At 64.9% G+C, this 16442-nt stretch carries 9 protein-coding genes; 6 read left to right on the top strand and 3 right to left on the bottom strand.

Translation table 11 applies throughout. The annotated features are described in order from the left end of the window. Positions 1-93: 93 nt before the first annotated feature. Entirely contained in the window at positions 94-2340 is a 2247-nt protein-coding gene (locus tag KEG57_RS33320) for a penicillin-binding protein 1A (protein WP_272426341.1), read from the top strand. Positions 2341-2347: 7 nt separating this feature from the next. Here KEG57_RS33320 and KEG57_RS33315 read toward each other — a convergent pair whose 3' ends face one another. The 3 genes from KEG57_RS33315 to KEG57_RS33305 all read right to left on the bottom strand — a co-directional run bounded on the left by KEG57_RS33315 (position 2348) and on the right by KEG57_RS33305 (position 6985). Next, positions 2348-3427: a serine/threonine-protein kinase gene (locus tag KEG57_RS33315; protein WP_272426340.1), complete on the bottom strand. Its 1080-nt coding sequence runs from the start codon at positions 3425-3427 to the stop codon at positions 2348-2350. Between the two features lie 435 nt (positions 3428-3862). After that, positions 3863-5344: a serine/threonine protein kinase gene (locus KEG57_RS33310; protein WP_272426338.1), complete on the bottom strand. Its 1482-nt coding sequence runs from the start codon at positions 5342-5344 to the stop codon at positions 3863-3865. Between the two features lie 105 nt (positions 5345-5449). Further along, positions 5450-6985 (bottom strand): serine/threonine-protein kinase, encoded by a 1536-nt coding sequence (locus KEG57_RS33305; RefSeq protein ID WP_272426336.1) that lies wholly within the window; start codon positions 6983-6985, stop codon positions 5450-5452. Positions 6986-7443: 458 nt separating this feature from the next. On the opposite strand from KEG57_RS33305, the gene KEG57_RS33300 reads away from it, so the two are divergent. From KEG57_RS33300 to KEG57_RS33280, 5 genes are all read left to right on the top strand, one after another. Then, complete coding sequence (locus KEG57_RS33300; RefSeq protein ID WP_272426334.1) at positions 7444-7701, top strand: hypothetical protein; 258 nt, start codon at positions 7444-7446, stop codon at positions 7699-7701. Positions 7702-8174: 473 nt separating this feature from the next. After that, positions 8175-10301, top strand: coding sequence for a GMC family oxidoreductase (locus KEG57_RS33295; RefSeq protein ID WP_272426333.1), 2127 nt, complete (start codon positions 8175-8177; stop codon positions 10299-10301). 12 nt (positions 10302-10313) lie between these two features. Then, positions 10314-11153, top strand: coding sequence for a gluconate 2-dehydrogenase subunit 3 family protein (locus tag KEG57_RS33290; RefSeq protein ID WP_272426332.1), 840 nt, complete (start codon positions 10314-10316; stop codon positions 11151-11153). Positions 11154-11477: 324 nt separating this feature from the next. Continuing rightward, positions 11478-12281 (top strand): hypothetical protein, encoded by an 804-nt coding sequence (locus KEG57_RS33285; protein WP_272426331.1) that lies wholly within the window; start codon positions 11478-11480, stop codon positions 12279-12281. 226 nt (positions 12282-12507) lie between these two features. Further along, positions 12508-16299 carry an ATP-binding protein gene (locus tag KEG57_RS33280; RefSeq protein ID WP_308215653.1) on the top strand — a complete coding sequence of 1264 codons (3792 nt, stop codon included), beginning with the start codon at positions 12508-12510 and terminating at the stop codon, positions 16297-16299. Positions 16300-16442 lie beyond the last annotated feature (143 nt).

Genomic DNA, 16442 nt, shown 5'->3' with positions numbered 1-16442 from the left:
ATCCCCGACGTACAGCCAGGGCCGCCACCGCCCGCAGGCAGCGACCAGCAGCGCAGGCGAAAGGTGTCTTGGAAACGACGCTTGCGGCGGTGGATGTGGCGCATCGCTACGGCCGCTTCGATACTGCTGGGCCTCGGTTTTCTTTCGTTTGCGGCCCTCATCTTGTACTACGGCCAAGGCCTGCCAGAGACCGCGGAGCTCAAGAACTACCGTCCGCCGCAGGTCACGCGCATCCTCGCGCGCGACGGGACACCACTCGCGGAGCTCTTCACCGTGCGACGCACGGTCGTCCCGATCTCGACGGTGCCAAAGAGCATGAAGTTCGCTGCCTTGGCTGCGGAAGACGCAAGCTTCTACTCGCACGAGGGGCTGAACTACTTCGGCATCCTGCGGGCACTTCTGGTGAACCTGTGGTCCGGGCGAACGCGCCAGGGCGGCAGCACGATCACCCAGCAAGTCGTCAAGAATGTGCTCCTCACGAACGAGCGCACCTTCGCGCGCAAAATCCGTGAGCTCATCCTCGCGCGCCGCATCGAACAGGAGCTCACGAAGGACGAGATCCTCGAGCTTTACCTCAATCACATCTATTTCGGGCATGGTCGCTACGGCATTGAAGAAGCAGCGCGGTACTACTTCGGCAAGAGCGTTCGAGACGTGCAGCTCGCCGAAGCAGCCACGCTCGCGGGCCTGGTGAAGGGGCCAAGCGTCTACTCTCCGCGCGTCGACCTCGCCAAGGCCGAGGAGCGGCAGCGCTACGTACTACGGCAGATGGGCGACAAAGGATTCGCGCCGCTCGCCGACGTGGAAGCCGCCGCTCGCCAGAAAATCACCCTCGCCCCCTTGCCGGAAAACAATGCGGAGCTGGCGCCCGAGGTCGTGGCCGAGGTCGAGCGCAAGCTGGTCGCCGTGGCCGGCCCGCAGGCCGATCAGGGTGGCTACACGGTGACGACCACGATCGACCCAAAGCTGCAGTCAGCGGCGAGGGCGGCGGTGCGCAATAACCTCGACGCGTACGCCGCACGCCGCGGGCTCGTCGCTCCGCTCAAGCGTGGCAAGGGCGATCCGGCTCCCTTCAAGGGAACCCCCACGCCGGGCGGCGGGCGCGTCTACAATGGCGTGGTCACAAAGGCCGACGACGGACGCGGCACGCTCACCGTGAGCGTCGGTACGGCCGAAGGCACCGTGAAGTTGGACAAAGCGAAGCGCTATAATCCTCGCAATCTACCCCCGAGCCAGTTTGCCGAGGTCGGCAAGGTCGTGCGTGTCACCTTTGCCGACGACGACCCGCGCAGCGGACGGCTGGAGCTCGCGCTTGGGCCCCAGGCTGCGCTCGTCGCCCTCGACGTCCGTACGGCCGAAGTGCTCGCGGTCGTTGGCGGCTATGACGCCGTGCGCGGCGCCCTCGATCGGACGAGGTCGGCGCATCGGCAGCCTGCCTCGACGTTCAAACCGATCGTTTACAGCTACGGGATCCACACGCGCGTTTTCACCGCGGCGTCGATTCTCGAGACCGAGCCGGCCGCTCTCGGAGGGAGATACCGACCCGCCAACTACGACGAGAGCGACGGACAGTCTCCGCGTCGGCTGCGTGAGGCGCTTGCCACGAGCGTCAACGTCGCCGCGGTGTGGACGCTCGACAAGCTCGGGCCGGCCAAGGTCGCGGCGTGGGCGCAATCCCTGGGCATCGCCTCGAAGCTCGGCGCGGATCTGTCGCTGGCGCTCGGAGCTTACGAGGTTACGCCGTTCGAGATGGTCGCCGCGTACAATACGTTCGCCGCTGGCGGCACGTACCGTGAGCCGGTGCTCATTCGGAGCATCACCGACCCGGACGGCAAGCCGCTGCCGCTACCCGACGCAACGCCTCCACGCCGCGTGATGGAGGAAGCCGAGGGCTACATCATGACGAGCCTCTTGCGTTCGGTCGTCGAGACGGGGACAGCCAAGCGCGCGCGCTCCATGACGATACCCGTCGCGGGCAAGACGGGCACCTCGAATGCTGCGAAAGACACCTGGTTCGTGGGTTACTCGCCGGCTATCGCATGCGCCGTCTGGACGGGTTACGACGACGCCTCTCCGCTCGGCGCCGGAGAGACGGGCGGCACGACGTCGCTGCCGGCCTTCATCGCGTTCATGCAGGAGGCACACAAGACGATACCGCGTACCGACTTCGCCGCGCCGCAGGTCGGGCTCGTGCGCGTGCCCATCGATCCGCAGACCGGTCAACTCGCGCCGCTGGGTGTCGGGGGCATCGAGGAGGTGTTCCTTGCGGGCACCGAACCGACGGGGCCCGCGGAGCTGCCGTCGAGCAACGAGCCTGCTCCCTCGCTGTGGCCTTTTTGAGTCTCGGTCAGTTGCTCAGGATGGCGATCAAGAGCGCGACGCTGAGCAAGAGCGATACGACGATGGACGCAATGAGCCACGGCCGCATCGCCGGCGAGGTCCACCGGGGCGCGAGCGGCGTCGCGCTCGTCGGGTGCCCCGGAGCACCGAGGTGCATCGAAACGGTCGGCTCGATCTGCCTCGGCGCGCCCTCCATCGCCGCAATGGCCCCGTCGATGGCCGCGATCACGTTGGTCGCCGTCGGATAACGTTGGGTTGGGTCTCGCTGGACGAGCCGCATCACGATCGCCTCTACTTCGGGGCGGATACCTGCTCCCGGAGCACGCTGGCGGAGTGGGGGCGCTTCCTCGAGGAGCCGCTGCCGGAAGGAAGATTGGCCGTCGCTCGCGTCGAACGGGCCTCGCCCGGACAGCATTTCGTACAACATGAGTCCAAGCGCATAAAGATCCGCGCGAGCATCGACGGCCTCCATGCCGCGCACGGCCTCCGGCGCGAGATAACTGAGCGTGCCGAGGACTTGGTCGGCAGCGGTGAGGTCCTGGCCTTTGCGCGCGGCCTCGCGGCTTTCGGTGGACAGGAGCTCTACGTTCACCTTGGCGAGGCCGAAATCGATGAGCTTGACCTGATCATGGGCGCCGAGAAGGATGTTTTGCGGCTTCACATCGCGGTGCACGATCCCCTTCGCGTGTACCGCCTCCAGAGCAGACGCGATCTGCCTCGCGATGTGGAGCGCGCGTCGCGCGGGGAGCGGTGCCGAGGCGATCACGTCCTGGAGCGGGGTGCCCTCGACATACTCGAGGACGAGAAAATGCGACCGATCCGGGAGCTGACCGAAGTCGCTCGCCGAGACCACGTTCGGATGCTGGATATGCGCCCCCGCGATCGCCTCGCGCTCGAACCGCGCCACGATCTGGGGGAGGTTCCGGGCGCCCGGCTGGAGGACTTTGATCGCGACCTGCTTGCGCAGGTGCACCTGCTCGCCGCGGTACACGGCTCCCATGCCGCCCTCCCCGAGAAGCTCGTGGACGCGGTACCTCTCCGAGATCAAGCTCCCGATCAGCGCTGGCGCTTGGTTGTCCGAGCGCACCAACGTGGGTGCGTCATTGTCTGAGCGCACCAACGTGGGTGCGTCGTCCGTCCACCGTACCGTAGTCTTTTCTTCCCCAAGCGCCGAGTTCGAGAGCTCAACGACGGATGCGTCGCGTCGGTTCCCGATCATCGGCACCGTGACGTCATCGTCGGTGCTCGAGCGCCCCTTGGGTGGGATGATCCCTGCCATGTCGAGGAGTGTACACGGACAAAGGTGCTGAGAGCGGAGGAACCGCACCGCCGTCCGAGTGGACATCATGCTCGATCCACCCCACGGCACGGAAAGCTGTGTAGTTCCGTGATGTTCGTGGAGTTGGTCCCGTACACCGACATCAGCCTACAAGGATGACCACAGTGCAACGGGCCGTAGCTCGCTGGACGCCGCCCGCATCGCCGGAGCCCAAAGCCCCGTCCCGAAGGTGCACGCCTCTAGCTATTCCCATTGAAACTCGGAGGGGTGGTAGGCTTTGAGGCCGTCAACCGGAATGGGCCCTTCGGGGGTGCCACTGCACACTTTGACGCCCTCGTCATTCGTGCGTACTGGATATGCATTTTTCAATTTCGACGTGACGCAAAATGGATATTTGCCGTCCTTGAGGAGTAGCCGATACTTGCCATTTGGGGCGGGCCGGCGCGTCGATGAGGGCCCAGCGGTCGAGGATGGCTTGCTGGTATTGGAAGACGCGGCCATCGTGCCGCTCGCCTTGTCCTCTCGAGATGTGTCATCGTCCGCGCTCTCACGAGTGTCTTCGGCGGAGTCCCCCGAACGAACGACGAAGAAGACAACGGCGAGGCATACAGCGACAGCAAAAGAGCCAATCACTGCAATCATCAAGAACCGGGAATTCGAGCCTGCTCCTGCGCTGGTTGCAGCAGATTGAGGCCGCACGGACGTGGCGACGGGTGCCTGCATCGCTTGGTCGGGAGCAGGAGTGACCATTGGTGCCTGCATCGCTTGGTCGGGAGCAGGAGCAGCCATCGTCGGCCCATCGACACTGATTCCAGTCGACGCGTCGGCTCGGATCGACACCGGAACTGGCGCGTGAGGGGTAGCCTTGGCGCCCAGAACTCGCTCGATGTCTTCACGCATGGCGCGGGCCGTTGGATAGCGGCGCGATAGATCGAAAGCGAGCGCGCGATCGACGATGGCGCAAACCTCTGGGCTGACAGAGGGGGCAACGGTGCGCAGGGCCGGCGCAGGCTGCGTCGCCATCTTGATGAGGAGCTCGCTTTCCATGGAGCCCTCGTGCACATGGCGTTTTGTCAGGATCCGAAACATCGTGGCGCCGACGGCGAAGACGTCGGCCCGCCCATCGATTTCGCGACCAGCGATTTGCTCGGGCGACATATAAGGTATCGTCCCGAGCATCGAGCCGATACGTGTACGAACATTGGAGCCGCCCTGTTTCATTCGAGCGATCCCGAAGTCGAGGACTTTGACGCCGCCTGAAGAGGTCAAAAACAGATTATCAGGTTTGATGTCTCGATGAACGATGCCGAGCCCGTGCGCGACATCGAGCACTTCGAGCACGGTCGAGACGATGCGGAGCAGCTCGCGCTCCTCGATGCCGCCGGAGCGATGAGCGCGCTTGCCGAGCGATTCACCATCGAGCAACTCCATCACCAAGAACGGCGATCCATCTTCGCTCGTGTCAATGTCTAGGACATTGACGGCTGCGGGGTGACCGAGCTGGTTTACTGCGAGCGCCTCTTGCTCGAACCTGGCTCGATGCTCCTTGGAGACCGCGATTTCCGGATGGAGGATTTTGATTGCGCAGCGCCGGCCGATCCTGTGTGTCGCCTCGTAAACCGCAGCCATCCCGCCGACGCCGATGAGCGAATCGATGCGCCATTTGCCCCGGAGGACCGTTCCGATTCGTGCTGTATACTGTTTTAGCTCGGGATCATCACTCATTGAGGTTCAGGCTCTCCAATATACCGGATGCGAGGACAGGTGAAACATCCCCCGAGCCGCGCGGGGCGGCCGGTTTACATGCCCTGTCCGTGAGCGATTGGCTTCTCACTTCGGTGGTGCGTTCACCCTGAACGTCCCCACGGCCCACCCGACACCGAAAACGAGCTGCAGCACGTCCCACGGCGCCCACGCCACGCCGATGGCCTGCCGTAGCAACACCGTCTCGAACAGGTGAATGAGGATCGTGCTCGCGCCATAGACGCCGAGGCCTCCGGCGACGATCGGGAAGAGCCGTGCGAGGAGCTCCGAGACTTTGGCATCGTCCTGCCAAACGATCCGGTACGCACGGCGGGCGAAGAACCCGCCAATCGCGAGCACGAGGCCTCCGACGACCAAAATTAGGAATGCTGACTCTCCCCCTGTGATGTTGCCACGGACAGAGGCTCCGCGCGAAAGCCGCAGAATCGACGCGACCGCTGCGATGAGCATCCCCGCGGCGCCGCACGCACCGATCGCGGCGGTGCCGGCCAGGAGCATCCTGTCCGAGATGAGCGCGTTCTCGCGTCGCTTCAGCGAGACACCCGCCGAAGCAGAGCTCCCGGTCACGCTGGTGCCCGCGCTGGACGCTTCCGGATCGAACGGCGTCAGGGCCTCGTCGAGCTCACGGATATCCTGGAATCGGTCCTGCGGCTCTTTCGCCATGGCCCGCTGGATGATCATCTCGACGTTGTCCGGGATGCTGGGCTCGAGGGTTCGCGGGCGCGGCGGATCCTCCGAGAGCACACGCATGAGGATCGAGGTCGGCTCGTCTCCGTCGAAGGGTCTCCGACCCGTGAGCACGGCATACAGGATCGCGCCGACGGCATAGATATCGGTGCGATGATCGATTTTCTGCCCCTTCGCCTGCTCGGGTGACATGTACGAAGGCGTGCCCATGATCATCCCGGTCTTGGTGAGCGCGGGCCCGGTGCCGGAGTCGACCTTCGAGATGCCGAAATCAAGGATCTTGGCCGTGGGTTTCTCCAGATCGCCGGTGAGAAAGACGTTCTCCGGCTTCATGTCCCGATGGACGATCCCTTTAGCGTGGGCCGCATGGAGCGCCTTGCAGATCTGCCGGACGATTCGCACCGCCGGACCGAGCGCCATCTTGCCTGATCGCTCCAGGTGTTCGGCGAGCTCACGCCCCTGGAGAAGCTCGCCGACGATGTAGGCACGGCCATCTGGCGTACGATCGACGTCGTAGACTTCGAGAACGTGAAGGCTCTTGATGGTTGCTGTAGCTTCGGCCTCCCGGATGAAGCGAGCGAGCACATCCGGCTGCCGGGCGTACTCGGGGTGCAGCATTTTGATGGCGAATCGCTTGCTTGCAATGCGCGTGTGTTGCGCCTCGTAAACACGCCCCATGCCGCCCTCGCCGAGGACACGCACGAGCCGGAACGTGTCCCGGAGCGTGGTTCCGACGAGCTCGTCGTGGAGGGAGAGCGCCGCCCCATCTTGCGGGCAGACGTTGAAGTGGGGAGGGTACGTCCTGCTACAGGTCGGACAGGCCTTGCTGCCCGCCTGCGGCGTGACCGCTGCGAGAGCAGCGTCAGGCGTCGAGTACGACGTCATCTCCGAACCGAGGATGCTCAGGCTCGCCATCGAGGAACGCACGACGATGGAGGGCGCAGAGGCATGCGGATCCGACGATGCAGCGGGAGGGGCCGCGTAGCCCGCTTCCCCCAGAGGACGCTCGGGACCGGAAGGCATGGGGCGGCCACGGTAACATGACAGGCTGGACGCGTCTGCCCCCCTGAAGAGCGGGGTTGCAGGAAGTGCCTGTAATCACGGCTACCATGTTATCATCCGAACCGAATAGGCCGCACGTGGCGGGCGCTAATCGTCCAGGATCAGCGTCCGCGCTAGATCCTTCGCTAGGAGCTCGGCGAGCGCGTCCTCGGAGTCCGCGGCGTTGGCCGGGACATCGGCTTCGATGAACGCAAGACCGTATTTGTCCTCGACCCCTTTTATTGATGTCGTTGGGGCTGGTGTTCAGGTTCGCCGGATCGGAGAACAGCAATGGCCCCGGACCCCCACCCCAGCGGGGTATCGCGGCCCCTGTGATCCGGGTAATTCGTCCAGTATGCGATCTTGACGATGACGACCAGCAATCGTCCGAGGGATTGGAGCACGAGCGATGCGTCCTTCGGATTCCCCTTGACCGTCAGCGCCGTGAGCGTGCCGCCCAGGAGCGCATCGACGAGGCCTTGCTGCTGGGCATCCTGGGCGGGCTCGTAAGCTCCACGCTGCTCAATCTGCTCGTGCTCCCACCGCTGTTCGCGCGGTTTGCGAGGTTCGAGACGCCCGGCACGACTTGACCCGTCGGTATGGCCGTCCCCGAGGGCCGTTCGTCCGGGTGCCACGGGAGCGGCCGAGCGTGCCCGGGCGGCATGGGCACGACGGGCAATTCATGAGCGTGGTCACGCGTGTTTCCACGAGCGAACGCGCACCACGCGTCATCACCTTGGCGGTCTTGTAGGGGCATCCTGCACGGCGCACGTCGTAGGGCCAAAGGCCCACGCGTTCGAGGCGGCCCGCTTTTACGATTTCGCCCCAATCCGGCATGATCGAAGGAGTCGCGAAAGCTTGACTCCCGAGGTACCGTGATCCAGCGTACCGAAAGCCGACGCGCGCCCATGAGAGGACTCTGGGCGTACACGGTGATTCGTCGGAGCGCTCCGCCCTGCGCGCGGGGCGGACGCCCTTCCGAGTGACAGGTTGGCGCGAGGGGATCGCGCGCCCAGCGTTTCCGGTCCGGGCATGGGGGAGTATGTCGAATCATAACGATACATTGTCCAGGCGAAAGTTCGTCGCGGTCACGGGGGGCGTCAGCCTCGGCATCATTGCATTCGGCCATGCCCTTCCGGGCGTGGCGAAGGCGGAAACGCCGGACCAGGGCGATTTCGACTTCATCGTCTGCGGGACGGGCTCCGGCGGTGCGATCGTGATCAACCGCCTGGTCAACGAGGGATTCAAGGTGCTCGCGCTGGAGGCGGGCATCGACATGCCGACGCCGAACGCTCGGCGGGCGGAGGGCACGCAAAGCACGTTCGACGACTACGAGTCGAAGGATTGGCCCTACGTCGGGGAGCCGGAAACGACCGGCTACGGGTTCCAGGTCCCGATGGGGGATCAGGCGATGGGCAAGATGGTCGGGGGTAGCAGCCACCATTACGGCATGGTGTGTTATCGGGCCGCCCCCGAGGACTACGACGAGTGGGACCATTACCTGCGCGACGGCGCCGGAAGCCTGGGCAACCTCCAGTTCGTCGGCACGAACATCGTTTCGGGCAACAACTTCACGTCGGAGCTGAAAGCGGGCGACTACATCCGCCTCGACCAAGATGGCCAGCCCTTCCGGGTCGTCGATATCATCGATGACGAGCACCTCCAGATCGACCCGGGAGGGCTCCCCGTCCCCACCGGCTCGGGGCCCGGGACCAAGCTTACGCCCTGGAACCGCAGCTCGATGCTCACCCACTATAAAAAGGCGGAGAACGACATCGACATCGAGCACCCCGCGATCGATCCGAGCACCCACAGCGGCACCGGGTACATCGAGATCGGTCGGATCGGCGGACCGCTGCTCGGTGATACCCGCCCGAACGTCACGACCCCGCGCATCAATCCGGTGCTGATAGATATCGTCCAATCGCTGACGAATTCGGCCGCCCACGACAAGCTGCCGCTAGATTTCGTCGACGACATCAACGATTGGAACTTCCTCGCGAACACGACGAACAACTTCCACAAGGCCCCGCTCGGCTACGTCGGCTTCGACAGCCAGGGAAACCCGGTCGCGGGCGGGCGCCAGTCCCTGAGCTTCCACCGCGTCGACAAGTACGACGAGCGCCGGAGCGCCCTGATCGTCGCCATCGACCCGGTGCGCGACAAGCCAAACCTCAAGCTCGAGAGCCAGGCGGTCGTGAACCGCGTGCTCTTCGTGAAGAAGCCCGGCGGCGGCCTCCAGACGGCGGGCGTCGAATACCTTCAGAACCAGAATGGCGTGTGGGTGATGAAGACCGCCCTCTGCCCGAACGTCATCCTTGCCGCGGGCCCCTATGGGACGCCCGCGATCCTGCTGCGATCGGGCGTGGGGGATCCCAAACGCATGCCGAAAGGGACGCCCTTGCTTCACAAGTTGCCCGGCGTCGGCGCGAACATCTTGCAGCACGTCGGAATCAACATCGTGTACCGCACGAGGAGGGACCTGCCGCTGATGTTCCAGGGCCTCACGTACGGCGGGCGCCTGCGGACGGACCAGGTGCGGACGGACCCCAAGTTCAGGGTCGGCAATCCGCCGACGTTGTTCGACGAATCGCCGGAGATCGTCTACCTCCTCTCGACCGGCAACAACGACCTCGCGAACGCGAAGATCAACGTCTTCGACCATGGGCTGGCTGCAAAGCGCGCCATCCGGACCAACTACAAGCGGCTCGTGCGGATGGGCGTGGCCAACTACAAGCCGCGCTCGCGTGGCCGGGGCGTATTCGTGGAATCACCGGATCCGCGGGTGACACCCAAGATTTTCCAGGGGCTCCTGAACGACCCGGCGGCGAAGGACGCCGAGGCGCTCGTCGAAGCTGCGCAGGTCACGCACGCGGCGATGATGGACCCCTCGCAGCCCTTCTTCCAAAACTGGCTCGACCCGAACTTCACCCCGATCGTGCCGACGACGGTACAGCAGCTCCATCCAATGGTCTCGGGGCATTTCCACGCCAGCGGTACCTGCGGCATGGGTCCGGCCAGCAATCCAATGGCCGTGTGCGACGAGCAGGCCCGCGTGTACGGTATCGAGGGCCTTCGTATCGCGGACTGCAGCATCTTCCCCACGCACGTCCGAGCGAACAACCACCTCCCGATCACGGCACACGCCGACCTGATCGCCGACATGATCATCGCAGACGAAAGCGCATAGAAGGAGGTCGTCATGTCACAAGATGGTCAGCTCTCTCCGTTCTTCTCGCTGAACGTGCCCATGTGGAGCCCGGGGCATCTCCCCGCTTTCATCCGCGGGCTGAAGCTCAAAGAAGACGGCGCTGTGACGTTCAAGCCGAGCAAGGGCACGCTGACGAGCATCGGCCCGAGCATGAATGCCTTTGCCAGCATCATCATCCCGGCCGATCCCGACGTGCCGGGCGACAAACCCGCGGGCGCGCTCGCTCCCGCGAGTGGTCAACCGACCAAATCCTTCCACGAGCACATGATCCTGATCATTCAGACGAGGAACGTCCCCGCGATCGGCGTCAGGGTCACGACGGACGACGCGCTCGCCGTCATCGCCGAGCTCGACGCGCACGCGGACAAGGACTTCAACAGGGCCACGTTCGCCCAGTTGACGAACGCCCAGCAGCAGGGCCTCGTCAATGCGCTGCTGGGCGGCACGCTCACGGCGCTGACGGTCAAGGGGAAGCCGCAGGACGCATCGCTCGTGCTCCAATCCCTCGGCCGATTGCTGGTCGTCATCGTCAAGATCGCCTACTGGACGAATTACCCGGAGCACAGGGTCCGCGATACCCCGCTAGGGTGGGGTCCGGGCCCACTGCTGTTCTCCGATCCGGCCAACCTGATCACCAGCCCCAACGACATCAATACCGTCACCGGCTTCGATTACCTCGGCTGGCACTTTCCGCTCCGGAAAGGGGTCGAGGACAAATACGGTCTTGCGTTCATCGAAGCCGATGTCCCGGCCAACGCCGCGGACTCCGAGGACGCGCTCGCCGAGCTCCTGGCGAAGGATCTGGCGCGGACGCTGATCCTCGACCCGTAAAGCGTCCGCTGCCGGACGTTGAGCGCCTGGCGGTAGGCTCTGGTTGCCTCACGCAAGCGCCTCGCGGCGCGCTCGAGCCGGCTGCGCTTCCGGGTGCCGGGGATCGGGACGACGGTCACCGCGTGGACACGCGCGCGCCCGTGAACCCAGGCCAGCGCGAGCTCTGCCGCCGTGACGCCCCGCGCGGCGGAGACCTCCGGCGTCTCGGCCCTGTCGACATGCTCGTCGTCGGGCGCGAACACAGCCCCCGCGGAGGCGAGTTCCGACTCCGCTATGCCCTCCACACTTGCCCGCGCGCCTCTCCCCATGATTCCATCCGGCGCCATGACCAGTCCCCAATTCGATCCCGTCAAGGGCAAGCAAGCCTTCGAGGCGCTCCTCCCTCGCTACCAGACAATGCCCGTCGAATCCCTGGCCGTCGTCAATGCCGACGCGGGCCTCGCCGCCGTCGCCGCGCTCGGCCTCGCCGCGCGCGCGAGCGAGCCGAAGCTTTGGGCCCGCTACAAGAGCCTGCCTTCGAGCGAATTCGACGCCGCCCTCGTCGAGCTGCTCCCCACCGCCGCCTGGGCGTGCTGGTATGCCGCGACGGAGGATCAGAAGGCCCGCACCCTCTCCACCGAGGGAAAACTCCCGGCCGAGCTCGTGCAGAAGGCCCTCGGCATCGAGGCACGCATGCAGGCCCTTTGTGAGTACCATTTGAATGACCACCCCGAGGTCGGCCCCTATCTCGCCATGCTGCGCGCGGGCACCGGCCACCGCGACCTTGCCGCCGATTTGCTCGGGTATGCCACCGTGTATCGAGACCATTATGACGCCCTCAAGGACGACAAGAAGCACTTCCGCGCGACCGACGCCGACGACGCCGTGAAGGCCGCGGAGGAGATCCTCGCGAACCTCGGCGCTCGGCTCGGCCCGGAGGCGCGCGTGGCCGCCGATCACCTCGCCCGCGCCTTCACGCTCTTGCTCGATACCTACGAGGAAGTCGCCGCGACGGGCCGATGGCTCTTGCGCCACGAGCCGACCCCAGAAAAGACCTTCCCCTCCCTGTACAGCGTGATCCGCTCCCGCGCAGGCGGCCGAGGCAAGAAGAAGCCCGAGCCGCCCCCGGCAGGACCCGCCGGAGGCTGAAAAACCCCCCCGGACGGGCTGCGGACGGCTTTCAGGGGCTGAGAAACCCCTCGGACGAAGGAAGCGTTGCACGCGCCCCTCTGCATCGAGCTCGCTCGCTGGTCTTCGCGAGGCAGGGCGTCCGCTCGGAGACGAGAGAGCCTGCTTGGCCGAGCCCCCGCGGGCGTGGTGACGCGCGACGAAGAAGGATTGCAGCGATTGACAGTTGTCCATGCCACACGGATAAATGGCGCGGACCACTGCCATGCGGCGCAGCAACAATCCATCTTATACGCAGTCTTCCATGAGTGGGCCTCGGACTGCGGATCCGGACTTTCGGACCCTCTTCGAGTCCGCCCCCGGGCTCTACCTCGTCGTCGAACCCGATGCGCCTCGGTACACGATCGTCGCGGTCAGCGATGCTTATGCGCGCGCGACGATGACGAGGCGCGAACAAATACTTGGTCGCGGTATTTTTGAGGTATTCCCTGCCAACCCGGCGACGTCGGAGCAAGGCGCTACTGCCGTCCGGAACCTCGGCGCGTCCCTCGAGCGGGTGCTCCGTCGGCGAGTCCCGGATACAATGCCCATTCAGCAGTACGACATCCGCCGGCCTGATGAGGAAGGGGGCGGATTCGAAGAGCGATGGTGGTCCCAGGTCAACTGCCCGGTCTTCGGGCCCGACGGCGAGCTCATCTATGTCACGCATCGCGTCGAGGACGTCACGGAGTTCGTCCGCGTCAAGCAAGCTGGCCTCGAAGCGCAAAGGCTGACCGCCGACCTTCGTATCCAAGCGGAGAACATGGAGGCCGAGATCTTCCAGCGAGGACAGGAGATCACGGAGGCCAACCGGCAGCTCGTGCGCGCCAATGAGGAGATCACGCGGCTCTACGAGAAGACCAAGGAGCTCGACCGGCTCAAGTCCGAGTTCTTCGCGAGCGTCAGCCATGAGCTTCGCACGCCGCTCACGCTGATCCTCGGGCCCACGCAGCGTCTCCTCGATGCACCCGAGATCAGCCCGGCTCTTCGTCGCGACATCGAGGTCATCGAACGCAATGCACGCACGCTTCACCACCACGTCGATGATCTGCTCGACGTCGCAAAGATCGACGCTGGCCGAATGACGCTCGAATATTGCGAGATCGATCTGGCGCGATTGCTCCGCTTCGTCGCCAGCCATTTCGAGGTGCTGGCCAAGGAGAAGGACATCGCATTCACGGTCGAGGCAGAGGTCGCGCTCCGGGCGGAGGTCGACGCGGACAAAATGCAGCGGGTCCTCCTCAACTTGCTCTCGAACGCATTCAAATTCACTCCTGTCAGTGGGAGCATCCGCGCGAGCTTGCGACAGATTCCCGAGGATCGCATGGTCATCGAGGTGGCGGACAGCGGTCCCGGCGTTCCCGTTGACAAGCGAGAAGCTGTATTCGAACGCTTCCGCCAGCTGGATGGCGGAGCTACACGGCGGTTTGGTGGGACGGGCCTGGGCCTCGCGATCGCGCGGGATTTCATCGCCCTGCACCACGGCGCGATCTCCGTCTCCGAAGCGCCCGAAGGTGGAGCCTTGTTCACGGTGGAGCTGCCCCGACGAGCCCCGCCCGAAGCCGTCGTGCGGCCCCGGGCGGCCGATGTACCGTCGGGGGGGCCTGTGCCGGCAGTGGTATCGCAGGCGGCCTTCGAGCTTCACGGTGGGCCTCCGGCCGAGGTCGTCGGAGCGCCGGAAGGCGCGCTCGTGCTCGTGGTGGAAGACAACCGCGAAATGAGCGGATTCATCATCGAAAGCCTGGCGTCCGATCATCGCGTCGTGGCGGCGTTCGATGGCACGGAGGGCCTGCGAAAAGCGCTGGAGCTCAAGCCCGACCTCGTCCTCTGCGACATCATGATGCCGGAGCTGAGCGGCGACGCGCTCGTGCGCGCGATCCGCTCCCACCGCGAGCTCGATGGGATCCCCATCGTGCTCCTCACGGCGAAGTCGGATGACGAGCTACGGGTGAAGCTCTTGCGCGAGGGCGCCCAGGATTACATCACAAAACCTTTTACCGTCGACGAGCTGCGCGCTCGTATTGACAATCTCATCGCCGGAAAGAGAGGGCTCGAAGCCCAGGCACGGCTCGCGGTGCTCGTCGAGCAGGCGCCGGACGGCATTTTCGTCGCCGACCTCGAGGGTCGCTATACCGATGCGAACACCGCTGGCTGCCGCATGCTCGGGTATGCCCGCGAGGAGATCATCGGAAAGACCATGGTTGATTTCATACCCCCGCGAGACGTCCCCCGGCTCTCGCATGCCAAGGAACAGCTTCTCGCGGGGGCCGTGGAGGTCGCCGAGTGGAGGCTACGGACCAAGGGGGGGGCCTACTTGCCGGTCGAGGTGAGCGCCAGGTTCCTCCCCGACGGTCGATGGCAGAGCCTGGTTCGTGACATCAGCGAGCGAAAGCGCGCCGAGGAGGCGCTCCGCGCGTCGGAGGCGAGGTTCGCGGGCCTGATCTCGATCGCCGCCGACGCCATCATTTCGTTCGACCAGGACCAACGGATCCACATTTTCAATGAAGGTGCCGAGCAAATCTTCGGCTGGAAGCGCGAGGAGATCCTCGGCCAGCCCGTGGATGTCTTGATCCCGGAAGGGCTGAGAAAGCGCCATCAGCAGCACGTTCGCGACTTCGCGAAGACCCCGCTGAAGGCACGAAAGATGTCCGAGCGTGAAACCATTTGGGCGCTCCGCAAGGACGGCGTGGAGTTCCCCGCAGAAGGAGCCATTTCCAAGCTCGACGTGGAAGGCGTGCCTCTCTTCACCATCATCCTCCGCGATATCACCGAGCGCAAGGAGGTCGAAAAGGAGCAGCGGCTCCTCTTGAACGTCGGCGCCGTTCTGGCCTCGAGCCTCGATTACGACCAGACCGTGGACAGCCTGGTGAGCCTCGTCGTCCGCCATCTGGCGGACTGCTGCATCGCGGAGCTCATGAACGAGGACGGGGGGCGTCGCTTCAAGGTCGCACATGCGGATCCCGAAAAGGCAACGGTCGCGGATGCTCTCCAGCGGCTCGAGCTCGATCGAGGGGGTCCGCACCTCGTTTCGAGGGTCTTCGAGACCAGACAGCCGCTTCTCGTCAACGAGGTGACGCCCGAGTACTTGGAATCGATCGCGCAGAGCGAGGAGCACCTGCGGGTGCTGCGCGAGCTCGATCCGAAATCCCTCATCGGCGTGCCGCTGATTGCCCATGGGAATCTCGTGGGTGCCCTCCTTCTCGTCAGCACGACGGCGGCCCGGTACGCCGCGCGGGAGCTTGCCGTGGCCCAGGAGCTTTCGCACCGAGCCGCCTTGGCCGTGGAGAACGCGTGCCTCTTCCGCAACGCCCAGCGAGCCATCAGGGTACGCGACGATACGCTCGGTACCGTCGCGCACGACCTCCGCAATCCGCTGAACGCCATCCTCGTCCACGCGGAGCTCCTGCGGCGTGCGCGGGAACCAGGGATCTCTCGACGCGGGGAGTCGATTCAGCGTGCCGCGCTGCGAATGAATCGTCTCATCCAGGATCTCCTCGACGTGGCTCGCGTCGACGCGGGGCAGCTCTCCGTCATGCGTGGCTCTATCCCCGCCGACAAGGTTGCCATCGAGGCGGTGGAGGCACAGAGACCGTTTGCACGCGAATGCTCGCTGGAGCTCGACCTCGATGTGGCGGCAGAGCTTCCTGAAATATGGGCGGATCACGATCGCGTCTTGCAGGTTTTCGAGAACCTCATCGGCAATGCCATCAAATTCACTGCAGCGGGCGGACGGATTCACGTGGGTGCGGCTCGGCGGGAGCAAGCGGTGCTCTTCTGGGTCACGGATACGGGCGCGGGGATTCCCATGCAACAGATCCCGCACCTCTTCGATCGATTCTGGCAGGCAAAGGAGGCCGGGCGCGGCGGCGCCGGCCTGGGCCTGTCGATCGTCAAGGGCCTCGTCGAGGCACACGGCGGAAGAATCTGGGCGGAAAGCACGGTCGGGGTGGGCAGCACGTTCTTCTTCACCATTCCAATCACGAAAACTGCGCCATCGTGACTCTCCGGCGTCTTTCAGGCGGCGCACGGCGAGCTCTTTCGCGGCCTCGACGCAGACGGAGCGAGGCGCATGCGTGACCGCGGTCGTGCTCATCGCTCGAAGATCATGGGCACGTCACCGCATTGTCAAGTCTGGCTTTACAG

The organism is Polyangium jinanense (genome assembly GCF_028435365.1).
This window is presented reverse-complemented; position numbering and strand designations above follow the sequence as displayed.